Raw genomic sequence first — 23,244 nt, forward strand, 5'->3', positions numbered from 1 at the left:
CATGCTCGCTATGCCGGAGGACAGGGCGCGCAGCGCGGCACACCCTGGTTCAGGGTTAGTCCGATACGCCGATGAATTCGCTCAAGCGTGCAGCCACTTCCGGCTTGGTTGCCAGAATTTCACTGACGGTTTTCTGCAATTGCTCGCCAGACAACGGGATGACGGAAAGTCCCTCATCTGCAGCGGCTTGGGCGAAGGCCGGGTCTGCCACCATCTCGTCAAACGCCTTGCGCAGGGCCTGCAGGCGCTCTTCCGGAACATTCGGCGTGGTAAAAATCGGCCGGCCCATGGCGGTCGGGGCAGACAGCAGCCGCAACAGCTGCTCATCTTCGTCTGTCGATGCCAGCTCATAAAGCAATGGTACATCGGGAAGATCTGCCTCCCGCTGAAGACCGATCTGCACCAGCACGTTTATGAGGCCCTCCTCGTACCAGCCGAGTGGTTTCAACGAGGCCCAGTTTACACTCCCGCGCCCGTCGACTTCCCCCGTTTCCATCGCGTAGTTTATATCATTGCCGCCAGGATATCCGCTTACGATCTCAAACTTCGTCCCCAGCAATGCATTCATGATCGATGGATATTGCGAAGAGGTGGACCCACCTGTTGCTCCGATAGGGATAGCGATCTGCTTGGCTTCATCGACTGACGAAACTTTAGAAGTATGCCAGGTGATAAGGACATTGTTTTCCATCGTGGGACTGCCGATGTAGCCGAACGCGCTTGCATCGAGTTCGAGCGACTCTCCCATCGCCTGCGCCACCGACAGCGACTGGTCCGCGGTGCCGAGAACCGTACCATCCTGTGGTGCAACATTGTAGATGTAGCCAGCGGCAAGTCGGCTGGACGCTCCAGGCATGTTGCGGGGCACGATCTCTGGATTGCCTGGGATATATTTTCCAAGATGTCTGGCGACCAGACGCGCATATCGGTCATATCCGCCACCGGAAGAGTATCCGATGATCATATCGATCGTCTTGCCCTGGTAGAACGCCTCGACCGTCTCCTCAGCGTGACCAGGAGCCGCACAAACGGACCCAATCAGCATTGCTCCCAATAGACCCGACAGACCCGGAAGCCTTGATGCAAACGCCATGTTCTCCTCCCCAATTGTGTCGGGCGGCCCCTCCTGCGCCCTACGACGTAATTAGCACCCTTCCTGGTGCATCCGTCAAGCAAATATCAAAAAATTCCCTTATTATGAGATTTTCAAATTAAAGATCAGAGCGCTAAATATCACTCGCATTTGCGAATATCATTTTGATAAATATATATTATTTTCGTTTTCGTCTTTTGATTTTCGCTTTTTCATTCTCTTTTTATCCCGAATAATGGCATAAGAGACCTGGCGCAGATGACAACAAGAAATATGCGCAGAACGTGGTGCGTCGACACCAGCGCCACATCCAGATGCAATGCCAAGGCCAGGACACCCATCTCTGCCAATCCTCCCGGAGAATAGGCCAGGAGCAGTTCCGTCAAGGTGTACTCCGTGAGATGAGAGACACCAAAGGCGAAGGCGCAGCTCAGCAGGATCATCAAGAAACAGGACCCCAGTGAGGCCAGGAATATCTGCAGGATGTCCACGGTTCTGCTGCCTGCGAACCGGCAGCCGATCACCGAACCGAGGACCAACTGGGCCAAGGCAACCAATTCCCAGGGCGGCTTGAATGTCGAAATGCCGCTGATGTGAACAATCACACTGACGATCAGCGGCCCAAGAAGGTACCGCGCAGGCAGATTGACCAGCCCTCCGAGCACCAGGCCTCCAGAAAACGTGACAAGCAACCAGAGAAGGGAATCAGCCCGCATGTCCAACAGCGAGGTAGAAGAGGTCGCGGAGCGGACGATCTGCCCTCCTTCCACCCATTGGACGATAAACGGAATCGAGAACACGGTGAAAACGATGCGTGCGGCGTGCACAAGTGCAACGCGGCGAAGGTCAGCCCCACTGTTCTCACCGAGCAGCACCATCTCCACGACCCCGCCGGGCATGCCGGCAAAATAGGCTGTGGGAAAATCATACCGCGCCACGCAACGAAAATATGCCACGCAGACCGCGCCAGCCACCAGCATGAAGGCCAGCAGCCCGGCGATCGTGGCCCACCAGTTTGCTACATATCCCAACAATTGCGGCCCGTAGCCCGACCCGAGCATCACTCCGATCATGGCAGCCATGGGGGAACGAAAAACGGTCGGCGCGGCCAGCGGAGCGCCCAGCAAGCTCGCTATCAGGCAACCGGCTAGCGGACCGAGCATCCAAGGCATGGGCGCTCCGATCCAAAGGAAGAGGAGCGCCCCCGCTACCCCCACGCACAGAGCCAGCGAAGTGCGCGGATAATTTACCCGTTTAACTTGGGCAAACCAGGAACGCAGCCCACCTTTCATCTCTCACCGTTTGCCGGAGAAGTTGATATGGATGGTCTTCTCCTGAGTGAACTCCAAAAGTTCACTCAAGGATTCTTCACGGCCCAAACCCGACTGCTTGTACCCGCCAAACGGGGCACCGGGAAAATGCTTGGAGACGTCGTTGACCCATACATAACCCGCCTCCACAGCCGCAGCTACGCGATGGGCCCTTGCAAGATCATTTGTCCAGATGGAACAGGTCAGCCCGTAGTCGAGACCATTCACTTGCGACAGCAAGCTCGCTTCATCCTGCCAGTCGAAGACCGAAAGCACCGGGCCGAATATCTCTTCACGCGCGATCCGCATGTCAGATGTCACGCTGGTAAATACGGTCGGCTCGATAAAGCAGCCGTCCGCAAGCTCAGGCTCCGAAGGATGCCTGCCCCCCAGAAACAGCTTGGCGCCCTCTGCTTTCGCTCCATCGATATAGGCCATGACACGCTCATACTGCGCACGGTTGATCAAAGCGCCCATTGTGGTTTGGGGGTCCGTCGGCAGGCCGGGTTTGTATACCGCGATCTTTTCCGCCAACTTCTCCAGTACGGCATCGTGGATATCGGCATGAAGGAAAGCGCGGCTGGTGGAGCCACAGCTTTGTCCACACCAGGTGAAATTCATACCATCCGCCAACGCCTCGGCGACCCGCTCGGGTTCGGCATCGGGAAAGGCGATCAGCGCATTCTTTCCACCAAGCTCCAGAAGCACCGGTTTCAGCGTGTCCGCCGCCGAACGCATGACCGCCTTGCCCGTCGGAACGCTGCCGACCAATCCGACCATTGCGATATCCTGATGCGCTGAAAGCGCTTCTCCGACCTCCCGCCCGCCAGTGAGGACGGAAAACGCGCCGGCAGGCAGCAACCCACCGACCAGTTCCGCAAAGAGAACGCCGGAAAGAGGAGCCTGCTCCGGCGGCTTTACGATACAGGCGTTGCCGGCCGCCAAGGGTGCCGCCATCCGGCTGGAGGTGAACATGAAGGGATGATTGAAGGCCACGATGCGCGCTACGACCCCCCGGGGCTCGCGCTGCGTCAGCGTGAGTGTTCCCTCTCTCCCTGGAATGGTATCGCCCTTCATCTCTGTGATGAGGCCGGCAAAGAAGTCGAACCGCTGCGCGCCCTGCATCACATCGGCGCGCACCTTCGTGATCGGATTTCCAGAGTCCGCAGCTTCGATTTCACTCAACCTATCCACATTGGCGCGTATGACCCGGGCAATCTCTCGAAGGACGGCGGCACGTTCCGTCGGCGGCACGGCTCGCCAGGCGGCAAACCCTTCGCGTGCCGCAGAGACAGCAGCAGCGACATCATCAGCATCACCCTCAGCCACCCGTCCGATCACTGCCCCGGTGGCCGGATTTATGGTTTCAAAGGTTTTCCCATTGATCGGAGCATGCCAGGCGCCTCCATAATAAAGTTCCGGCTTCGAAACGAATGATCCCGACGAGGCATGATGGGCAACCACGGCAACACTCCAGTCATGAATTGAGCAAAAGAGACGGCGGCTCCGGCGCGCCTCGACTTGAAAAAACGGCGGGGCGCCTGGAGCCCCGCCGCAGCAGTTTATTGCGCCACCACATACGGCTTGACGCGATCAATCACCTCTTGCGGGTAATTCATCTGCTCTTCGATCTTGGCCTGCAGCTCCTCGCCGGTAAGCGTATCAATCAAATGATTGCGTTCCTTTGCTGCCGCAAGAAACTCCGGATCGGACACCATTGCGTTGAAGGCAGCACGAAGCGCTTCAACGCGATCTTCAGGCACATTGGGCGTGGTAATAACGGACCGACCGATTTCGGCGGCGCTGGCAACGAGGCGCAGGGCCTGCCGGTCCAGATCATTCTCACCGAGTTGCCCCACCGCAGGAACATCGGGCAGCAATTCATGCGGCGTCAAGCCAAGCTGCCAGACGACGTTCACAACACCTTCGGGTATCCAGGTCGGACGAGAAGCGCTCATGCCGGCTATACCCTGCATGGCACCATCGACCTCCCCCGTCTCCAATGCCATCATCGCTGCGTTGGCGCCCTGATAGCCCTGAATAACTTCAAATTTGGTACCCACCATGTCGTTGAGCATGCGTGGAACGAAACTCGAAGCCGATCCGGCCCCCGTGGAGGCGAAGCTGACCGATTTCTCCTTGATCTCGTCCAGTGTGGTGATGCCAACATTCGACCAGATCATTCCAAGCTCGTATTCAGGCGTGATGCGGCCGATCGCGTTGAATTTGCGCGCGTCCAGATCGCCGGGCAGAACATTGAGCAGGCTATCCAGCGCCATCGACTGGACGGGAACGCTAAGCGCTGTGCCATCCTGCGCGGCCACATTATAGAGAAACTGGATAGCAGTCCGCCCGCCCGCGCCCGGCATATTTTCCACGATCACTTCGGGATTGCCTGGGATATGCCGCCCCAGGAATTCGGACACCAGCCGCGCATATAGATCGTAGCCTCCGCCCGGCCCAAAACCGACATAGATGGTGACCGTCTTGCCGCTGTAGAAATCCTCCACAGTCTCCTGGGCTGCTACGGGTACGGCCTGCGTCGCAGAAAGCGCAGAAAGCCCCAGCGCCAGCGCGCCTGCCAACAGCCCGCGCCTGCTGATGCGCTGCAAAATCCCCAAACGTTCGTTTCTCATTTTTTTCTCTCCCTGTTCTGGCAAAAGCGCCTCCTCCCAAATTTCAGCCTTTGGTTGTGCCTGTAAGCGCATTGACCAAAGTGGCTGGATAGCTGGCGTCGGTAATCACCTCGACCACCGCCACCCTTCCCTCCTCGACCGCTGCTATGGCCTGCGTGATGGCGCTTTCGAGCTCCGCCTGGGTCGTGGCCGGCCCAAAGGCCGCGCAACCCTGCGCCCTTGCCATATCAGCGAGGGCTATCTCCGGATCGTCCATCCGCATGCCGATCCATTTGTTCGAGACATCGCGCCCCCGCATGCGTGCGACTTTTTCCTGGTGAACCTCATCGTTGAAGAATGAGCGGTTGTTGGCGACGATCATCAACAGCGGGATTTTGTAGTGCACCGCGGTCCATAGGGCGGTAACCCCCATCAGGAAATCACCATCACCGCATATGGCGACCGGGAGACGGTCTGCGCCCATGTCCCGCAGTGCAAGAGCCGCCCCCACAGCGTGGGCAGGACCAGCCCCCAAACCTCCTCCTCCATCCGAGCCGAGATAATCGAGTGGATGGTCGAACGGCCAATAACTGCCGTCCCAGGAAAGAGTCACATGTGTCAGGCAGCTCTGCCTTCCTCCCAGAAAATGCAGGAGGGTTCGAGCGATCGCTTCTACAGTCAGTTGTTTGCCGTCCTGCGCCGATAGCTCGGGGGTGCATGCACGGGCGGGCTTTGCGTTTGTTCCGCAAAGTTTTGCGCTGCCGATCATAAGCGCGGTGAATCTATCCGGATCCGTACTGACCACCAGATCAGCAGGTGGATGCGCCTGGTGATCCATACTCCAGCCATTGTGGCTGTGATGATCGAGCCCGACACGAATAACTGTGCATTCCGGCCCCGCTGGACCGAAGGCCGCTGTCAAGGTGCCATTCAAATCGACCCAGTCCAGGGCTATCACCAGGTCGGCGGCCTTGAGAACCTCGAGCGTCGCTGCGCCATTTCGTCCACGCAGGTCGCCGGCATACGCGTCGTGACTTGTGGGAAAGGCTGCGGCGACCTTCAGGTCGGTAATCACCTTGGCCCCCATGGCTTCCACCAGAGCCACACGCCTGTGCCAGCTAACCTCGTCACGGGAGACACGACCTGCCAGAACGACCGGACGCCGCGCCTTCCTGATCAATGCCCATACCTCTGAGACCGTCTCCTGATCGACGCCCGACCGGGCAGTACTGAGATAACGGCTGGCGTCAACTGACGGCAGCTCGGCATCGATCCCGCTTTCCTGCATTTCCGCATCGAGATTGATATAGACCGGCCCCATGGGCGCATTCTGCGACAGCCACACACCCCGCAACACGGCTTCCCGGGCGGCTGCAGCCGAAGCAGGCTGGTTGTCCCATTTGACATAATTGCGGACCAGCGCGCCCTGATCAGCGGCGGTGTGGATCCAGTCGATCCACGGACGGCGCTTGCTGGCATCTACGGGCCCCGTGGCTCCAAGAACCAAGACAGGCATGCGGTCGCACCATGCATTGAAGACCGCCATGGTGGCATGCATCAGCCCAACGTTCGAATGCACTGCGGCTGCCATCGGCCGCCCGGTCACCTTGGCATATCCATGGGCGAGCCCCACGGCACTTTCCTCATGAAGGCAAAGGAGGATTTGCGGTGATCTGTTACCAAGAAAATTGACCAGGCTGTCATGCAGCCCACGGAAGCTCGCCCCCGGATTGAGCGCGACATAGTCAATGCCCGCATCGCGGAGAGTCTGGGCCACGACATCCGATCCAAACTGCGCCTTCTCGGCGGCGGCGCCGGAAGGACGCTCTATATCATCAAGCTGGGTCACGGTGGTCGAGGCAACCATCAGACATCACCGTCCAGTTGCCGCGGCTCGACCCCTGCCTGGTGACACCAATACTCCCAGGCTCTGTTATAGCCCTCACCCGGTTTGGCATCCGCCAAGCGGGACTGGATCTTTTCAACCTCTCCGGCCGTCAGGAAGGTAATCGGACCGAGTGCGGACGCGGCGATCTGAAGGCTCGCGTTCACCTCGAGATAGACGGCCGTATACACTGCTTCGCGGATCGAAGCGCCCACCACAGTGGAACCGTGCCCGCGCATCAAAGCGCTGTTTCCCTTGCCCAGCACGGAAGCAAAATCCTGCCCCATAGCCTGGTTGGAGATCAGCAGGTTGGTATCTCCAAAGCTGGTCTGAGCGTCCCAGACCGGCACCGCATGGCCGATGGTCGCACAGCTGTGAACCAACGGGCGCAGTTTCGCCTGCGTTACAGTGAAGGGGATGACACTGCGTGAGTGACTGTGAATGACGCAATGAACATCCGCGCGTTCCGCATAAAGCGCCCCATGAATGAACCGTTCCAAAAACGGCTTGCGGCTATCACCATGCATCGGCGTTCCATCGAGATCAAACTCCATGATGTCTTCGCGCTCGACCAATTGGGGCGCACGCGCTCTCGAAAGCAGGTAGGCATTCGGATTGTCGGGATGGCGCACACTGATATGGCCGAAAGCGTCGCACACCCCCTGCGACGCCAGTATCCGGTTGGCCGCGACCATGTCGCTCAAAAGATTCTCGTATGTCGACACGCCTGCCATCCTCCCGCAAATCCGCTCCACCGCCGGAACTTGATTGCTGCAAAGGCTAGAATTTCTAGGCCTGAGGAGTCAACAGAATTATCGCAATAATCCTATAATATGCGAATTTCCTTAAATCTTAACCGATAGTGTACCCCGCAAAATGCAGCGCGTGCGCACGCACGAGCTGCGTACGAATCGCACATCCAGCCCGGAAATGAGATCACTGCCAGCCAGGGCTATTCGAGCGATTTGGAGATGATACGCGAGCAGAAAACCACACGCTCGGCGATCGCTTCCTCGCGTTCGGCAGGCATGCTCGTTTCCGGCAGGGTCAGGCTCAGGCTACCAATGATTTCTTTTTTGCCATCAAAGATCGGCGCGGCGATACCAGTGACCCCTTTGGTGACTTGACCTGTCGTCTTGACCCATCCGCGCTGCCTGATGCCCTTAAGCGTTTCGCGGACTTCGGGCAGCGTATCCCCCAATCCGGCCAGCGCAAATTCACCAGACTGCTCATCATAAAGCTTTGTGAGCTGATAGGTGGAGAAATGCGCCAGCACCGCCAGCGAAGCCGCGCCCTGCAACAACGGACGCGCGCGGCCACGCTCATAGGTCGACCGGAACTGATCCGTGCTGGTTTCCTGATGAATACACAACACTTTCTGCTTGTATCGGCGACATAGAAGGCTGACGCCAGAATAGCCGAGCACAAGCTCATTCATGACGGGACGCGCCACATGTATCAAAGGATCTGTAGCAACAATCTGGTAGTCGAGCTCGATAACGCGCGGGCCAAGTGAATACCCACGCCCCGGAAACGTGGTTAGAAACCCGGCATCAGTCAAGGTCTTGAGATAGCGGTAAAGCGTCGATCGGGAAAAACCCAACTGCGCATGCATCTCATCAAAGCTCCACTCCGGCCGCTCCAGATCAAACAGATCAAGGACACTGAGCATTCGTTCGTGACTGAGCATAATCGACACCATCCCAAAGTTCGGAGAGGGCTCTGCGCAAAGCTGCCCTGATGCGGGCGCCCCTCCCCTTCGTCCTTATAGCCCGACTTCGAAACAGGCATCAATCTTGAGCCGAACGCAGCGCAAAAGGAAACAGGTGCAAGCCTTTTGGATCATCTTTAATCCCATAAAATGAGATTTTTATTGACTGTCATTTACTCGACCGCTAATTACCGGGAAACGGATGATCGGGATGAGTAGAAACATGAAGACCGAAGTACTTATCGTTGGCGCAGGGCCAGTGGGGCTGACCTTGGCCATTGACCTTGGGCAGCAAGGCATCGACTGCATACTCATCGAGAAGAAGGCAGCACCGGAGTTTCTTCCAAAGATGGAGCGCTGCAACGCTCGCACCATGGAAATCTATCGACGCCTGGGCATCTCCGATCAGATCCGCAAGGCCGGCCTTGATGGCGACGTTCCGATGGACGTTTTTGTCATTACCAATATGACGGAACCGCCACTGCTGAGACTAGAGTACGATTCTGTCAACAAGGCTTTGGCTGAGATCAAGGCCAGCGACGACACGTCTCAACCGGCCGAGCCCTATCAACTCGTCTCCCAGTACACTCTGGAGCCGCTGCTCAAATCCGTTGCCGAGGCCCTCCCCTCCGTCAAGGTGATGTACGGAACGGCGTTTGAATCCTTCGTCCAGGATCAATCCGGCGTGACAACCACAGTCCTTGGTTCGGACGGCTCCCGTTCTACCATCCACTCCAGCTATATGGCAGGCTGCGACGGCGGATCGAGCCAGGTTCGCAAAGCACTCGATATTTCGCTGCGGGGTGAAGGAAATCTTCTCAAGTTGCGCCAGGCGCTCTATCGATGCGATGAGTTGTTTGACCGTATCCCTATGGGAGACGGACCCGGGCATGGGCGACACTACCACGTGGCCGACAATCAGGCCTCGTTTTTGATCATGCAGGATTCCACCAAACACTGGACATTGCACGCCGTGGTCGAGGACGATGCCGCAATGGCAAGGCAGTTCGAGAAAATCATTGGCGCGCCGATCCACTACGAAATGCTCTATGTGGGTGAGTGGAAACAGAACCTGCTTCTGGCCGACCGGTATGGCGAAGGCCGTGTATTCCTGGCAGGTGACGCAGCCCATCTGGTCATCCCAACGGGAGGACTGGGCATGAACACCGGCGTGGGCGATGCCATCGACCTGTCATGGAAACTTGCTGCCACACTGCGGGGCTGGGGAGGCCCTAGACTCCTGGAGTCTTATGAAATCGAACGCCGCCAGATCGGGGATCGCAACATTGGCGCTTCGCGCTATGCATCGCTGGGTCGGCGCAAATGGCGCGCCCAGTGGGCGCCAGGTTTCAATGACGACACGCCTGATGGCGCCGCATTGCGACAGAATCTGGCCGAGGTGGCAGACATCGAGCAGCGCAAGACCAATGAAATGATCGGCGCCGAACTCGGCTATCGCTATGTGGATAGTCCGCTTATATGGGACGAACCCGGCGGTCCTGAACACTTGTTCCGAACGTATGAAGCCTCGGCCTGGACGGGTACCCGGTTACCCCACATCTGGGTCAAACCCGATGTCTCAGTGAACGACCTGATTGGCAGGACCTATGCAATCGTGAGGATGGGACCCGGCAACGACGCGGTGGATGCAATGGTCGACGCCTTTCGCCAGATCGGGGCGCCCATCACCGTAGTTGACCTTCCCGATGAGCGTTATCGAAAGCTCTATGGCAGTTCCTATTTTCTCGTCCGACCGGACCTTCACATCGCGTGGCGCGGTGAGGCGCTGCCTTCTGACCCAGCCAAACTGGCTGCCCTTGCGACAGGCCACTCAGTCGACAAGATGGCGCGGTACCACGCCTGACATTATTGGCATAAGAAGAGCCCGGCATTCGCACGCCGGGCCTTCGCCAATCTCCCTCACCAATCTCATTGTGGGTGAAGTTCAATATCGCGAGGCGTCACCGCGCCCACGCCCCTCATCGAGGGGTAAAAACAGATCCTCAGCCTTCATCAGCCTACTGCTCAGTCCCTGTTCGAACGAGTAACGCGCCAAAGTCTCGATATTGGTGCGGTTTTGTGGACCCAGGCCGTAGGCCCAGGGGTCTTCGCCAAGGATCGCTTCCTGCTCTTCCCATGCCTCGCGATACCATGCCAGCGGCACGATGCGCGGATTGAGCATGCGCTGCATCGCCATTCGCCGCGACGCATCAAACGCTTTATAGAGATTGATTGCCACCCAGGGATGGCGCTGCACAATCTCGCGCTTCAGCGCCGTGACGTGCATGATCGGAAAAATTCCGGTCCGTTGAAAATAAGCAATTTCCTCGGCCTTGTGATCCTTAAACAAACGGCCGACACGGGGGTCGTGGGTCTGAATGGATTTGATGATATCGGGATGAAGCAAGGCATCGATCTCGCCCTCGGCGAGCATGTCTTCGATGTTTTTTCCCTCGCTGATCTTGGACAGTTTCAAGCCAGACGGCAGGGAAAGATCCACGTCTTCATCGAGCTGCGAATACCAATCGATCGACTGGTGAGGAACACCATAATGTTCCTCCAGAATCCCGCGCAACCACAGCGTCGCGGTGACAATATAGGATTTCACGCCAACCTTGCGGCCAATTAGATCCTTTGGCTTCCTGATGCCCGAGGCGCTGTTCGTGAAGATAAAACCGTGCCGAAACCGCCTATGGAGAAAAACGGGAATGGCTTCAAGGTCCTGCCCAGCAGCCTTTGCTGCGATGTAGCCCGAGGCAGAGACTTCTGCGACGTCGAATTCTCTGTTTCGCAGAAACCGCCAGTGGCGTGTGGTCGAATCCATATTCGTGATGAAGGTGAGATCGATGCCATCCGCCTTCACCAGCCCCTCGCGCAATGGTCTGATGATTTCATAATCGCCGCAGGCCAGGGTGAGATGTAAATTCTTGGACATTCGCTAACTTTCAAACGACATCCCGGCCCCACCCGATTGCTGCGGGGCCGGAAACTGGAATCACGGAGTGAGAATTCCCTTCACCCGCGCAGCAAGCGCCTCGGTTGTGTTGGCATAAACATCCTCCACGATGGACTGTATCTTCTCACCGTTCAGATAGTTGAGTTCAAGCCCGGCTTGTTCTGCTTCCTTGACGAAATCCGGGTCAGACAAGGTCGCCTCGAACGCGTCGCGTAGCAGACGAATACGCTCCTGTGGAACATCCGGCGGGGCAAGATAGGGGCGCCCAAGTGCCTGTCGGGCCAGAATAAGATTGACCAGAGCTTTGTCCTCAGGAGTTTCTATGAGGCTGGACAGGGTCGGTACATCAGGTAGGTCCGGGTGCGCTGTGCTGCCCATTTGCACGAGGACCTTGATGCGCCCGCTGTCCAGCCATTCCTTTTGCGATGCCACGACACTTGACCACGACCAGCCGCAACGACCTTCAACCTCACCATTCTCCATCGCCAGGTTGATAGCGCCGCCGCCGCCATATCCACTGACGATCTCAATCTTCGTTCCAATCACCTCATTCATGACACGGGCAAATTGCTCCCCGTCCGCGGTTGGCCCGTCTCCGCCCATAACCATCCCTCTGGTCATGAGATCATCGAGGCTTCCAATGCCGGACTCAGCCCAGGCCACACACACGCTGACTTCATCATTGGCGCTGCCAATCCAATTGAATTTGGTCGCATCAAACTGAACCGAGCCGTCGTCCTGACCGGTCAACGCGAAGAAAGGGACGGCGCGGCTGATCGTGGCGATGGCAGTGCCATCTTTCGGTGCCACGTTGTAAAGCCAGTTTGTAAGCAGCATCGAGCCGGCGCCCTCCATATTCATGGGGATCACGCTCGGCTCACCAGGCAGATGCTTGCCCAGATGGTTTGCGATCAAGCGGGCGTAAAGATCATAGCCGCCGCCCGGACCGAACCCGATATAGAGTTTTACCTCCTCCCCCGCGAAGGTTTCTTCTTGTGAGAATGCCGGCGCTGCCACCGCCCCGATCGTCAGGGAGAGCGCAACGGAACATAGAAGTGATTTCAATAGATTTTCCTCCTCCTTGCATGGCTCTTCGGCCATCACGATCTCACTATATACTAATCCTATAATACGAGATAGATATCTAAACCCTTTGGAGGAATTCTTAGGATTCTGCGTGAGTTTCTGGAATTTTTCCATTAAACATATGTTTTATTTTCGTTTTTTTTGAGCGCACTCTTCGGAAACGAAAGAATGGCATAATTCCATATTACAAGATTTTTATAATCTCGCGCCATCGCCATCGAGAGATCGGCTCTCTATGCCGCGAGAGATGCTGCGGGTTCGCGCTTGAGCTATCCGCCACGCCGTGCGCCTACGCCCGCGCCTTCCTGATTGAAGGCATAGGAATGCCGTTGCGGATTTTGTACCCCTTGATAACTTCCGAGACCGTGCCGGCGAGGGGCAAGCTTATGCGCGCATGGTCGGCTTCATCGAGCGCTATGCGCATGTCCTTTTCCGACCAGGGCATCGGCTTTTCTTCGGCTCGCGTCGTGAGAGACCAATTTTGAGCGCTCGAGAGACAGAGGGCTTCACGCACCTTCTGCGGATCCACCCCCATTTTCTCCACCAGACGCAGCGCCTCGTCATTGGCCGACATGCAGGCCCAAAGGATCATATTGTTGGCCATCTTCGCGACCTGCCCGGCACCAAATCCGCCAAGATGAAAAATATCGCTGGCGAAGGTTTCGAACGCAGGACGCCATTTTTCGAACAACGCCGTATCCCCACCCCCGAAAAGCAGAACATCCCCGGTTTCCAACGCCGCTTCGCCGCGCGCCGAAGGCAGGTCAATCAACCCAACACCGCTCCCCACCAGACGCTGCTCCAGTTCCCACGCATAGCTGGGGGATATGGTCGATCCAATCGCTATATCGACCTCGCCCTTCGCACCCGCCAGAATACCGTCATCAGAGAACAGAACCGCCTCGACTTCGTTGTCGAACCCGACGAGAATGAGGACGAGGTCGGCAACCCGCCCCACCGCCGCCGGTCCGTCGAGTACGGTAATTCCGACTTTGGCGGCCTCAGAGCGCGCCGCCTCGACCGGGTCGCATCCGACCACGGCGTAACCCGCCGCAAGGAGATGCCTGCCAACAGGCCGCCCCATCTTCCCTAACCCGACGATGCCAATGGTTGTCTGCTTCCCGGTGGCGGCTTGTTTCATTGTCGACCAGCCCTAGCGATGCTGCGTGATGATGTCGACAAGCGCTGGCCTGCCGGCTTTTACCTCGGCAAGCGCGCGCCGGATTGCCGGACCGACTTCTTGAGGATCATCAATCGGGCCTTCGCCATACATCCCCATGGAGCGCGCCAACGCACCGAAATCCGGGTCGGGCCCGAACAGATCCATACCAATATGCGCCCTGGCTTCGTCGGTATTGCGGTCGCGCGCCACGGCAATCTGATGGTCCCAGTCATTGTAGTATGCGCGGTTGTTGAACATCACGATCAGGATGGGGATTTCGTATTTTGCGGCAACCCACAGAGCCCCCGCGTCGAACATCAGGTCGCCGTCAGGTTGAATGTCGACGACAATACGGCCCGTTCCCTTGTGCGCCAGGGCCACGCCCAGTGAAATCCCGATCTGGGTGGCGGTACCCAGATCAGTGCCGGGATGCTGATGCGGCTTGTCGAAGGTCCAGGTCTTTCGCGCCCATTCTTTCAGGGTATGACCCGAAAGCACCCAGTCTTCATCCCTGATCGCATCCCAGATTTCCAGCGACAGGCGACCAAGGCTTACCGGAGAGCTATCCCAGTTTTCCCTGGCCTTGTCCTGCCATTCATTCCAAAGCTGCTGCTGACGCCTTCCCTGCTTCTCTTTGCGCGCGGCAATTCGTGCCTGCGCGGCCGGGTCACGCGCAATGCGCTGTGCACATAGGCGCGTCAATTCAGGGATTCCCAATATGGTGTCGCCCAAAGCCCGAATGGAGCAATGCTGCATCCGCCCATAGTCGAACGACCATTTCGAGATGCCCACCTCGGCAATGCCAATTTCAACCCACTCGCAACTGTCCGGCGCAAGAGGGCGCACAGCGCGTTCCGTCATCACATATTCGCAGGTCTCCTTCTCCCAGTCGCGCATATCGAGCCCGACAATGAGATCTGCATTTCGGAACACGGATTTGTCGTAGCTGGCGTTTAATGGATGTCGGTTGGGAAAGTTCAGAGCGCTTTTCGCGTCCCATACGGGCGCACCCACTGTTTCAGCGAGCGCGATCATGTTTTCGAACCCACCCTTTTGACGCCCCACATACTGAGCAATCAATACAGGATGCTCAGCCGCCACCAGCTTGTCGGCGATCGCTTCAAGCGCGCGCGGATCCGGCATCATGGGAGTTGGGGTTCGGGCAGCGTCCGGCGGCGGAAGAGCAACGGGACTTTTGAGTTCCTCTTCCTGCATGGCCGCATCGTAACACATATAGATCGGCCCCTGGGGCTGCGTTGTCATGATGGAATAGGCCCGCGCGAAGGATTCCGGTACGCCCTCAATCGCCGTGGGCTGGTAATCCCACTTGGTATAGAGGCGAACGGCATCGCCCTGAACGAGAGCTGTGTGAGTCCAGTCGATCATCGGGCGACGCTCACCTTCATGCATCGGTCCCGTCGCGCCCATGATGAAGATCGGCACCCTGTCGATGAAGGCGTAGTAGATCGCCATATTCGAGTGCAGCAATCCGACAAGATTGTGAAGGATAACCGCCATCGGCTCGTTCGTTGCCTTGGCATAGCCGTGCGCAATCTGAACAGCTGTTTCCTCGTGCTGGCACAGCATCATGGGAGGTTCATTGTTTCCGTAATTGATCAGAGAATCGTGCAGACCCCTGAAGCTCGCTCCCGGATTCATGGTGATGAAGGGAAATTCATAACGTTTGATCAAGTCGACGATAACGTCGGAATTGTACCCCTTGTATGCCCCTTCATCCGACATGCCACCCTCCACTTCCTTCAGTTACGGACAACCGCAATACAAAAGAGAGGGCCGCAAGTCAAAAACAATCCCGTTTTATGAGATAATTATCTCTCTTATCCTCTGCTTCCGCCATACCAGTCGATGAATTTTGAGAAAAAAATCAGTGACTATCCGCTCCGCACGGACCGATTGCTTATCGCAGAAAATGAGATTTTATACTGAACTTCTACAGCTTTGAGGCCAGGCGAATACACCCCGACTGGTTAGCCTTGAAACCGGTGTCCATCAGCACTCTCGGTGCACCAACAAGGCCACGGGCCGTTGCGGGACTGGGCGAGTCCCACAGCTTGTTTGCCACATTCAACGCCGATGGAAATCTCGTGGGTCGCCTGCCCACGCACCGCCATATGCTTCATGCAGCTGCAATCAATCATTGATCGCAAAAACCAATTCCACACTCGCCATGGGCCAGCAACCGCGATTGAATTCTATCACTTTTCCAGAGGCGTCGCGGTTGATCGAAGTGACGTATTGGACCGGGGTCTGCGGTGAAATCTCAAGAATTTCCGCCTCTTCCTTGCTGGCAAACCCACCAAGAACGCGTGTTTCGGAGCGGCGATAGTTCTCGATACCGGCGCTGCGGAAGACTGCGCGAACCGAGCCGCTTTCATGGTAGCGCTCTTCGAAATCGGGAAAACGGGAGATCGGAAACTCTTTGCGCGACACATAGATCGGCGCGCCGTCCAGCTGTCGGAGGCGATGGAGAAATATCACCGGCTCACCAGGTTCGATTTCGAAGAGATCCGCAGCCTCCGCACTGGCCCTGCCCCGCCCCAGCCACAGGTTTTTTGAGGAGATGCTTCCCCCGTCGACGAGCAGCGATTCGGCAAACTGCATGTCGTTGCGGATGAGAAAGCGACGCGGGCGCTGTCGCACAAAAATACCCACACCCTTGCGCGCCTGCAGAAGACCCTCGTTCTGATGCAGTGCCAGCGCGCGCCGCATGGTGATCCTGCTCACGCCGAAAAGATCAGCGAGATACACTTCGCCGGGCAAACGCGAGCCGGGGGGCACCAGCTCCTGCCGAATGGCATCCGCAAGGCGGTCATAGATCTGCAGCCATATGGGGCGGGCCGATCTCGGTGCGTAGGGCCTGGCCGCGAGCGCTGCAAGTTCCGGGTTTTCTGCCTTCACCAGATCGCCCGCCAGCAATTCAGCCACGCTCGAAAACCTTTCTGCCTGCAACAAACACGGCACGAATGTCGCGCGTCCTTTGGTCGATGACAAGCAGATCTGCCCGCAGGCCCGGGGATATTCGACCGCGATCAGTCAGACCAACAGCTTCCGCGGGGTTGCTCGATACGATTTTCCAAGCCTCTTCCAGTGGCAGCACACCCTCATCCACGAGCCGGAATGCAGCATGGCGTTGCGCAGGGTAGTAATAGTCGGAAGCGAGTATGGAACAGTGCCCCGAGCGCACCGCTCCGGTGGCGCACATTGCGCCATTATGACTACCGCCCCGCACCACATTGGGCGCCCCCATCACCACATGCTCCCCGGCTGAGCGTGCGGCCGCGGCCGCCGCCTCGGTCAGCGGGAATTCGGACACGCTGACGCCCTTGCCGCGCGCCTCGATCCTGTCTTCCACGGTCTCCTCGTCATGGGCGAAAACGGGCGCGTCGTGCTGAAGCGCACCCTCGCAAATGCGCCTGATCGCGGGCGGCACTTCATTGCGCCGCGCCCACACATCGTCGATGAGCCCCTTAACCTGCCGCGAGGACATCCCCATGCGCGCAGCCATCCGCTCCAGTTTCGGCGCACCGATTTCCAACGCGCGGTTGGCAGTCGTATGGTCATTGATCGACAAGATATCGCCAGCTCCATTCTGCAACCATGCCAGAACCTCGTCCACGTGGTCGACGGCGAACGTTTCCCAGCGGATGTTCAAACGTGTGTCGGTGGCAAGGCCGGGCGCATATTCACGATGTGCAGAAACGATCTCGCGTGCGCACTCGATGCTGCGCAGGCCCGGTTCCCACGACACGGTGAGACCGTGATAGGCGGTGGTTATTCCATTCGCCAGAAGCTGTGAGCCTGCTTCGGCAAAAGCCACCCCCGCAGGAAATCTCACACCCGGTCGCGGTTCGATGATCCTCTCGAAAGCATCGCCATGAACATCGATGATCCCGGGCAGCACCCAGGCTCCCGATGCGTCCATAGCTCGTGTTGCCTCGCCGCTTTCCCACTGAATGATCCCCTCGGCCAGGTTCAGGCTCCGCACTGCAAAACCTTCTTCAGTCAGGACCTCGCCACCTGAGATCGTCCATTCGTCCATCATGTCGGATACCGCTCTGTTCGTCACGAAAGTGTTATGGGCATCCTCTATGAACGCGGTGTGTGACATCCCTGTGTATACAGCAATTCTTGGAGAGAAGATGATCCGCTCACTTGCCACCGCCGTCGCTCTGGTGTTCGCCGGGGCCGTTCAGGCCGCCCCCCTCAAATTCGCGGTAACCGACATTGAGGGTCTGGAAGCACTTCAGCAGGAGTTTGCGCCCTTCGAGGAGGCTCTCGAGGCGGCCTCAGGACAGGACATTGAATTGCTGCCGGTCAGTTCCCGCACCGCCGCCGTCGAGGCGTTGAAGCAGGGCCAGGTCGATCTCGTTCTAACGGGGCCGGCTGAATATGTCGTCATCGACGGCCTGACGGACGCGGAGATCGTCACGGCCTGGCAGCGCCCCAATTATTATGCGCAGATCGTCGTCATGTCTTCAGGGCCCATCAAGACCGTTCAGGATCTCAAGGGCAAGACGGTCACATTCGGTTCCGTTGGGTCCACATCCCAGCATCTCGGGCCGGCGCAGGTTCTGGCTGATTTCGGGCTGGCATACGGCTCGGACTACAAGCCCCAGATCATTTCCCGCAATGTGGCAGCGGAAGCTCTGATACGCGGGGATGTGCAGGCCATCGGGATGAACGAGGGGCATCTTTCCTCCATCCGCGAAGCTTTCCCCGACCAGTCCTTCACCGTCATCGCGCGTGGACGCGACCTGCCCAATGATGTGCTTGTGGCGCGGAAGGATGCCGACCCCGAAGCGATTGCGGCTGTCAAAAAGGCGTTTGTGGAACAGTCCGACAAGCTCATGGCTGCAGTCCTCAAAGGCGACGACAACCAGAAGTACAAGGGCGGTTTCTTCCTCAACGAGGTGAGTGACAGCGACTACGACTACGTCCGGTCCATGTATGCCACGATCGGTGTCGACAGCAATGCCTTCGTCGGCGAGTGAAGCTCTTCTTGAGCGCCCCGTGCAGGAACCCCAGCCGGGGATTCCGGCACGGGTGTGCCCGCCAATGCCGGACGCATCCGGTCAAGGCGGGGAAAGCGCGATGGTTGTCGATGCCAGGAGCCTGCGCAAGTCCTACGAAAACCGTTCTGAGGTGCTCAAAGGGGTGGACCTCAAGATCGCCGCTGGCGAGCGCGTGGCGCTGATCGGCGCGAATGGCTGCGGCAAATCCACCCTTTTGCGCTGTCTGATCGGTCTTCACGACATATCGGGGGGCTCCCTGGCCACAATGGGGCACGATCTGACGGCTGGACGACACACGGCAGCGCGGCGCCATGTCCGTCTCCAAACAGGGTTTGTGTTTCAAAGACATTGCCTCGTTCGCCGAAGGACCGTCCTCTCGAATGTTGTTCATGGCTTCTTCGGCGACGCCGGAAGCTGGCGTGCCCATGCGCATGGACTGGCGCCTGCCGCCTGGCGCAAGCGCGCCATGGAGGTTCTGGAAGAGGTTCGCCTTTCCGACCGCGCACTGAGCCGCGCCGACACACTTTCCGGCGGGCAACAGCAGCGTGTCGCAATTGCGCGCGCTCTGGTGCGCCGCCCTCGCCTTCTCATTGCCGACGAGCCGGCTGCGAGCCTTGATCCATTGTCCGGGAAAAACGTGATGGAGCTGTTTACCGGGCTGTGCTCCTCACATGACATCACACTGCTTTTCACCTCGCACGACATGGAGCATGCGCTGACCTATTCGAGCCGGGTTGTGGCTCTGCGGAACGGACGCATTCTCTTCGACAAGGCGAGCGGCAAGGTTTCGCAAAGCGATCTGAAAGACACATTCGATGGCTGAACACAGGCACATGGCTCCCAGCCGCCTTTCGGGGATCACACCCCTCCATTTTGTGGTTCTCGTCACGCTTGCGGCTGTGATCCTTGGCTCCATGGGGCAGGTTGCGCCTTCGCCCGGGCAACTCGCCGCGGGCGCGCCGGGCATGGTCAATCTGGTGGGCCGGATGATGCCGCCAAACCTCGAGCCGGACTTCCTCTGGCGGATTGCCGTGCGCATTCTCGAGACCTTTCAGATCGCTTTGGTCGGGGCAGCCATCGGTATTGCCATCAGCCTGCCTGTCGGCTGGCTTGCAGCGCGCGGCGTTTCTCCGCTCGGACGGGGCCACTATGTGTTCAAGATGCTGACCTCGCTGCTGCGCACCGTGCCCGATCTTGTCTGGGCGCTGCTTTTCGTGGCAACGGTAGGACTGGGCGCCGTCGCCGGGACGATGACAATCGTCGTCGACACAATCGGGTTTTGCGGCCGGTTCTTTGCGGAAGCCATGGAGGATGCGGAGAAAGAGCCCCAGGAGGCGCTGGCAGCCATCGGGGCAGGACGCGGGTTCCATCCTTCTCGGCGCCGTGTTGCCCGATGTCGCGCCCTCGCTCACGAACTCGGCGCTCTTCGCGCTCGAAAAAGCCGTTCGCTCATCCGTGGTGCTCGGATTGGTCGGTGCCGGCGGGATTGGCCAGGAACTGAAGGTCGCGTTTGATCTCTTCCAGTATCGCAATGCGTCGACCATCATTCTGGTGATCTTTGCGATCGTGCTTGCGATGGAATTCATCACCGACCGGCTGCGCGCACGCATCCAGTAAGATCAAATGGCGATGAGCCTCTGCTGCTGCCGAGGATCGCGGTGAGATCCTCGGCGGCCGCCCATTACTCCCACTCGATCGTGCCCGGTGGCTTGGACGTCACGTCGTAGACAACGCGGTTGATGCCCTTCACCTCGTTGATGATGCGGGTGGCCGCACGGCCGAGGAATTCCATGTCGTAGTGATAAAAATCCGCAGTCATCCCATCGACAGACGTCACCGCCCGCAGCGCGCAGACGAATTCGTAGGTGCGCCCGTCGCCCATCACGCCCACCGTCTGCACCGGAAGGAGCACGGCAAAGGCCTGCCAGATCGCGTCGTAGAGGCCGGCCTTGCGGATCTCGTCCAGATAGATCGCATCGGCGGAACGCAGGATTTCGAGCTTCTCGCGCGTGACGCCGCCGGGGCAGCGAATGGCAAGTCCCGGCCCCGGGAAGGGATGGCGGCCGATGAAGCTGTCGGGCAGGCCAAGCTCCTTGCCAAGCACGCGCACCTCGTCCTTGAAGAGTTCGCGCAGCGGTTCCACCAGGCTCATATTCATGCGCTCGGGCAGACCGCCCACATTGTGGTGCGACTTGATGGTCACGGACGGACCGCCCGTGAAGGATACGCTTTCGATCACGTCGGGATAGAGCGTGCCCTGCACCAGGAAATCGGCGCCACCGAGCTTTTTCGCCTCTTCCTCGAACACTTCAATGAACAGGCGACCGATGGTCTTGCGCTTCTTTTCCGGGTCACTCTCGCCTTCCAATGCACCGATGAAGCGGTCGGAGGCATCCACCAGGATCAGCGGCAGATTGTAGTGCTCGCGGAACATGGCGACCACTTCGGACGCCTCGTTCTTCCGCATCAGGCCATGGTCGACCAGAATACAGGTGAGCTGATCGCCAACGGCCTCATGCGTCAGAAGGGCTGCCACGGAGGAATCGACACCGCCCGAAAGCGCGCAGATCACCTTGCCGTCGCCGACCTGCTTGCGGATCGCCTCAACCGCCTGTTCGCGGTAGGCGGCCATCGTCCAATCGCCTGAAAGGCCGGCGATCTTGTGCACGAAATTGGAAAGCAGCTTTGCACCATCTGGCGTGTGGACCACTTCGGGGTGGAACTGGACCCCGTAATATTTGCGATCATCATCGGCAATCGCCGCAAAGGGTGCTCCGGTCGAGGTGCCGACGACGCGGAAGCCCGGCGGAATGGCCGTCACCCGGTCGCCATGGCTCATCCACACCTGGTGGCGTGTGCCCTTGGCCCAGACACCTTCGAACAGAGGACAATCGTCTTCGATCTCGAGGAAAGCGCGGCCAAACTCACGGTGGTCGGAGCCTTCGACCTTGCCGCCAAGCTGCGCACAGATGGTCTGTTCGCCATAGCAGATGCCAAGCACCGGAAGGCCCGAATCGAAGATGATCTGCGGCGCGCGCGGGCTGCCGATATCAACCGTTGAGGCCGGGCTGCCCGAAAGAATGACCGCCTTGGGCGCAAGGCGCCTGAACGCCTCTTCCGCCGACTGGAAGGGTGCGATTTCGCAATAGACTCCGGCCTCGCGCACCCGCCGCGCAATGAGCTGCGTGACCTGGCTGCCGAAATCAACGATGAGAACTGTGTCGGGATTGGATATCGTCATGGCGAGCCTTTAGAGAAAGAAGCGTTTGGGTGCAAGCGTCCGGGCTGTTTTTTGGTCATAGAAGGCCATCGGCGATGGCCTGTTCGAGGCGGTCCACCGCATCGGCGAGCTTTTCGTCGATGACATGCAGATATTCGGTCCAGTCGCTGACATGCTGAAGTTCGGCTGCACCATCGGAAATGCCGCGCAGCGCCACCAGATCGAGGCCGAAACGCTGGCAGGCGCGCAAGGCGGCAAAGGTTTCCATATCCACCATGTCGGCATTGATGGCGTCGTAGGCAGCCCCTGAAATCACGTTGCCGCCGGTCGAAAGCGTGGCTTCCCGGATGCCCGGAATGCGATGTGGCAGGGGCATGATCGCAGGATGATCGAGAAAGGGCGTGACACCCTTTTCGAAACCAAGCGGCGAAGCGTCCATGTCGCGATAGGAAACGGCGGTAGCCTGATAGACCTCCGTCTGTTCGAGACTGCGGCTCCCGGCAGATCCAAGGGAAACGAGGAGATCCGGCAGACGGCCCTCGGCATCGAGAAGGGCGAGCTCTGCACCGAGCACCACCCCCGCCTCCACGGGGCCGACACCTGTCATCAGGGGTTTGAAGCGCTTTTTAAGATGTGGGCCATATTCGGCTTCAGCCGCCATGACGAAGAGAACGCGTTTTCCGGCAAGAATTGCCGGTTCCACCGGTGCCCGCATCATCCCTCGATCCCTTCACGTCCGATGATGGTCATCATAGTTCCCGTCATCGTGGCAATGAGTTTGGCATCGCCTTCAGCGGAATAGGCATAGGCCTGACCGTCTGCCACGACGATGGTGCGGCCGGGCTTGGTGACGGTGCCACGGAACAGAAAGCGCTCGCCGCGCCCCGGCGCGAGGAGGTTGACCTTGAACTCGATGGTCAGGACGGCAGCATCGTCCGGCATCAACGAGAACGCAGCATAGCCACAGGCTGAATCCAGCGCCGTCGAAATCACACCCGCATGGAGAAACCCATGCTGCTGCGTCAGCGCATCCGCATAAGGCATCTCGATCTCGACAATGCCCGGCGTCACGAGCGTCAGCTCGGCGCCGATGGTTGCCATCATCTTCTGACGGGCGAAGCTTGCCCGAACACGGGCTTCGACATCTGCGGGGTTTGGCTGGTTCATCGTCTG

21 protein-coding genes are annotated in these 23,244 nt (G+C 58.6%); 5 read left to right on the forward strand and 16 right to left on the reverse strand.

What is annotated here, in order from left to right; all coding sequences use genetic code 11:
• Positions 1-55 precede the first annotated feature (55 nt).
• The 7 genes from H7H48_RS04980 to H7H48_RS05010 form a co-directional block, all read right to left on the reverse strand.
• Positions 56-1,093 carry a tripartite tricarboxylate transporter substrate binding protein gene (locus H7H48_RS04980; protein WP_229447680.1) on the reverse strand — a complete coding sequence of 346 codons (1,038 nt, stop codon included), beginning with the start codon at positions 1,091-1,093 and terminating at the stop codon, positions 56-58.
• 212 nt (positions 1,094-1,305) lie between these two features.
• On the reverse strand, positions 1,306-2,385 hold the full coding sequence (locus H7H48_RS04985; RefSeq protein WP_255663330.1) for an AbrB family transcriptional regulator: 1,080 nt from the start codon (positions 2,383-2,385) through the stop codon (positions 1,306-1,308).
• A 3-nt stretch (positions 2,386-2,388) separates the two neighbouring features.
• Positions 2,389-3,867 carry an aldehyde dehydrogenase family protein gene (locus tag H7H48_RS04990; RefSeq protein WP_229447682.1) on the reverse strand — a complete coding sequence of 493 codons (1,479 nt, stop codon included), beginning with the start codon at positions 3,865-3,867 and terminating at the stop codon, positions 2,389-2,391.
• 98 nt (positions 3,868-3,965) lie between these two features.
• The gene (locus tag H7H48_RS04995; RefSeq protein WP_229447683.1) at positions 3,966-5,039 is read right to left on the reverse strand and encodes a tripartite tricarboxylate transporter substrate binding protein; all 1,074 of its coding nucleotides are present in this window, start codon (positions 5,037-5,039) and stop codon (positions 3,966-3,968) included.
• Between the two features lie 43 nt (positions 5,040-5,082).
• Positions 5,083-6,885: a thiamine pyrophosphate-binding protein gene (locus tag H7H48_RS05000; protein WP_229447684.1), complete on the reverse strand. Its 1,803-nt coding sequence runs from the start codon at positions 6,883-6,885 to the stop codon at positions 5,083-5,085.
• Positions 6,885-7,628 (reverse strand): class II aldolase/adducin family protein, encoded by a 744-nt coding sequence (locus H7H48_RS05005; RefSeq protein WP_229447685.1) that lies wholly within the window; start codon positions 7,626-7,628, stop codon positions 6,885-6,887. The genes H7H48_RS05000 and H7H48_RS05005 overlap by 1 nt, the downstream gene beginning before the upstream one ends.
• Positions 7,629-7,855: 227 nt before the next feature.
• The gene (locus tag H7H48_RS05010; protein ID WP_229447686.1) at positions 7,856-8,593 is read right to left on the reverse strand and encodes an IclR family transcriptional regulator; all 738 of its coding nucleotides are present in this window, start codon (positions 8,591-8,593) and stop codon (positions 7,856-7,858) included.
• 244 nt (positions 8,594-8,837) lie between these two features.
• On the opposite strand from H7H48_RS05010, the gene H7H48_RS05015 reads away from it, so the two are divergent.
• Complete coding sequence (locus tag H7H48_RS05015; RefSeq protein WP_229447687.1) at positions 8,838-10,478, forward strand: FAD-dependent monooxygenase; 1,641 nt, start codon at positions 8,838-8,840, stop codon at positions 10,476-10,478.
• Positions 10,479-10,559: 81 nt separating this feature from the next.
• Here the strand turns inward: H7H48_RS05015 and H7H48_RS05020 are convergent, their stop codons facing one another.
• The 6 genes from H7H48_RS05020 to H7H48_RS05045 all read right to left on the reverse strand — a co-directional run bounded on the left by H7H48_RS05020 (position 10,560) and on the right by H7H48_RS05045 (position 17,905).
• The gene (locus tag H7H48_RS05020) at positions 10,560-11,549 is read right to left on the reverse strand and encodes an ABC transporter substrate-binding protein (protein WP_229447688.1); all 990 of its coding nucleotides are present in this window, start codon (positions 11,547-11,549) and stop codon (positions 10,560-10,562) included.
• 60 nt (positions 11,550-11,609) lie between these two features.
• On the reverse strand, positions 11,610-12,770 hold the full coding sequence (locus H7H48_RS05025) for a tripartite tricarboxylate transporter substrate binding protein (protein WP_229447689.1): 1,161 nt from the start codon (positions 12,768-12,770) through the stop codon (positions 11,610-11,612).
• Between the two features lie 175 nt (positions 12,771-12,945).
• Complete coding sequence (locus H7H48_RS05030; RefSeq protein WP_229447690.1) at positions 12,946-13,797, reverse strand: NAD(P)-dependent oxidoreductase; 852 nt, start codon at positions 13,795-13,797, stop codon at positions 12,946-12,948.
• A 12-nt stretch (positions 13,798-13,809) separates the two neighbouring features.
• Positions 13,810-15,561, reverse strand: coding sequence for a thiamine pyrophosphate-binding protein (locus H7H48_RS05035; RefSeq protein ID WP_229447691.1), 1,752 nt, complete (start codon positions 15,559-15,561; stop codon positions 13,810-13,812).
• Positions 15,562-15,969: 408 nt separating this feature from the next.
• Complete coding sequence (locus H7H48_RS05040) at positions 15,970-16,764, reverse strand: GntR family transcriptional regulator (RefSeq protein ID WP_229447692.1); 795 nt, start codon at positions 16,762-16,764, stop codon at positions 15,970-15,972.
• Positions 16,757-17,905, reverse strand: coding sequence for an alpha-D-ribose 1-methylphosphonate 5-triphosphate diphosphatase (locus H7H48_RS05045; protein ID WP_229447693.1), 1,149 nt, complete (start codon positions 17,903-17,905; stop codon positions 16,757-16,759). Before H7H48_RS05045 ends, H7H48_RS05040 begins: the two co-directional genes overlap by 8 nt.
• Positions 17,906-17,978: 73 nt before the next feature.
• On the opposite strand from H7H48_RS05045, the gene H7H48_RS05050 reads away from it, so the two are divergent.
• From H7H48_RS05050 to H7H48_RS05065, 4 genes are all read left to right on the forward strand, one after another.
• The gene (locus H7H48_RS05050; RefSeq protein ID WP_229447694.1) at positions 17,979-18,830 is read left to right on the forward strand and encodes a PhnD/SsuA/transferrin family substrate-binding protein; all 852 of its coding nucleotides are present in this window, start codon (positions 17,979-17,981) and stop codon (positions 18,828-18,830) included.
• Between the two features lie 100 nt (positions 18,831-18,930).
• Positions 18,931-19,674 (forward strand): phosphonate ABC transporter ATP-binding protein, encoded by a 744-nt coding sequence (locus H7H48_RS05055; protein ID WP_229447695.1) that lies wholly within the window; start codon positions 18,931-18,933, stop codon positions 19,672-19,674.
• Complete coding sequence (locus tag H7H48_RS05060) at positions 19,667-20,365, forward strand: ABC transporter permease (protein ID WP_229447696.1); 699 nt, start codon at positions 19,667-19,669, stop codon at positions 20,363-20,365. Before H7H48_RS05055 ends, H7H48_RS05060 begins: the two co-directional genes overlap by 8 nt.
• Positions 20,319-20,468, forward strand: a complete 150-nt coding sequence (locus tag H7H48_RS05065) for a hypothetical protein (protein WP_229447697.1) — start codon at positions 20,319-20,321, stop codon at positions 20,466-20,468. The genes H7H48_RS05060 and H7H48_RS05065 overlap by 47 nt, the downstream gene beginning before the upstream one ends.
• A 64-nt stretch (positions 20,469-20,532) precedes the next feature.
• On the opposite strand, the gene guaA is transcribed toward H7H48_RS05065, so the two are convergent.
• The 3 genes from guaA to H7H48_RS05080 are packed head-to-tail and all read right to left on the reverse strand — an operon-like array spanning position 20,533 to position 23,238.
• On the reverse strand, positions 20,533-22,092 hold the full coding sequence (gene guaA, locus H7H48_RS05070) for a glutamine-hydrolyzing GMP synthase (RefSeq protein ID WP_229447698.1): 1,560 nt from the start codon (positions 22,090-22,092) through the stop codon (positions 20,533-20,535).
• A 55-nt stretch (positions 22,093-22,147) separates the two neighbouring features.
• The gene (locus H7H48_RS05075) at positions 22,148-22,789 is read right to left on the reverse strand and encodes a 5'-methylthioadenosine/S-adenosylhomocysteine nucleosidase (protein ID WP_370633307.1); all 642 of its coding nucleotides are present in this window, start codon (positions 22,787-22,789) and stop codon (positions 22,148-22,150) included.
• On the reverse strand, positions 22,786-23,238 hold the full coding sequence (locus H7H48_RS05080) for a PaaI family thioesterase (RefSeq protein ID WP_229448115.1): 453 nt from the start codon (positions 23,236-23,238) through the stop codon (positions 22,786-22,788). The genes H7H48_RS05075 and H7H48_RS05080 overlap by 4 nt, the downstream gene beginning before the upstream one ends.
• Positions 23,239-23,244 lie beyond the last annotated feature (6 nt).

The sequence above is a fragment of the Nitratireductor sp. B36 genome (assembly GCF_020833685.1).
Classification (GTDB): Bacteria; Pseudomonadota; Alphaproteobacteria; order Rhizobiales; family Rhizobiaceae; genus Nitratireductor.

Bases quoted from the DNA above. Each gene is read 5' to 3' on its own strand.
- H7H48_RS04980 (WP_229447680.1), bottom strand. From the start codon at position 1,093: ATGGCGTTTGCATCAAGGCTTCCGGGTCTGTCGGGTCTATTGGGAGCA.
- H7H48_RS04985 (WP_255663330.1), bottom strand. From the start codon at position 2,385: ATGAAAGGTGGGCTGCGTTCCTGGTTTGCCCAAGTTAAACGGGTAAAT.
- H7H48_RS04995 (WP_229447683.1), bottom strand. From the start codon at position 5,039: ATGAGAAACGAACGTTTGGGGATTTTGCAGCGCATCAGCAGGCGCGGG.
- H7H48_RS05000 (WP_229447684.1), bottom strand. From the start codon at position 6,885: ATGGTTGCCTCGACCACCGTGACCCAGCTTGATGATATAGAGCGTCCT.
- H7H48_RS05010 (WP_229447686.1), bottom strand. From the start codon at position 8,593: ATGCTCAGTCACGAACGAATGCTCAGTGTCCTTGATCTGTTTGATCTG.
- H7H48_RS05015 (WP_229447687.1), top strand. From the start codon at position 8,838: ATGAAGACCGAAGTACTTATCGTTGGCGCAGGGCCAGTGGGGCTGACC.
- H7H48_RS05020 (WP_229447688.1), bottom strand. From the start codon at position 11,549: ATGTCCAAGAATTTACATCTCACCCTGGCCTGCGGCGATTATGAAATC.
- H7H48_RS05025 (WP_229447689.1), bottom strand. From the start codon at position 12,770: ATGGAAAAATTCCAGAAACTCACGCAGAATCCTAAGAATTCCTCCAAA.
- H7H48_RS05030 (WP_229447690.1), bottom strand. From the start codon at position 13,797: ATGAAACAAGCCGCCACCGGGAAGCAGACAACCATTGGCATCGTCGGG.
- H7H48_RS05035 (WP_229447691.1), bottom strand. From the start codon at position 15,561: ATGTCGGATGAAGGGGCATACAAGGGGTACAATTCCGACGTTATCGTC.
- H7H48_RS05050 (WP_229447694.1), top strand. From the start codon at position 17,979: ATGATCCGCTCACTTGCCACCGCCGTCGCTCTGGTGTTCGCCGGGGCC.
- H7H48_RS05055 (WP_229447695.1), top strand. From the start codon at position 18,931: ATGGTTGTCGATGCCAGGAGCCTGCGCAAGTCCTACGAAAACCGTTCT.
- H7H48_RS05060 (WP_229447696.1), top strand. From the start codon at position 19,667: ATGGCTGAACACAGGCACATGGCTCCCAGCCGCCTTTCGGGGATCACA.
- guaA (WP_229447698.1), bottom strand. From the start codon at position 22,092: ATGACGATATCCAATCCCGACACAGTTCTCATCGTTGATTTCGGCAGC.
- H7H48_RS05075 (WP_370633307.1), bottom strand. From the start codon at position 22,789: ATGATGCGGGCACCGGTGGAACCGGCAATTCTTGCCGGAAAACGCGTT.
- H7H48_RS05080 (WP_229448115.1), bottom strand. From the start codon at position 23,238: ATGAACCAGCCAAACCCCGCAGATGTCGAAGCCCGTGTTCGGGCAAGC.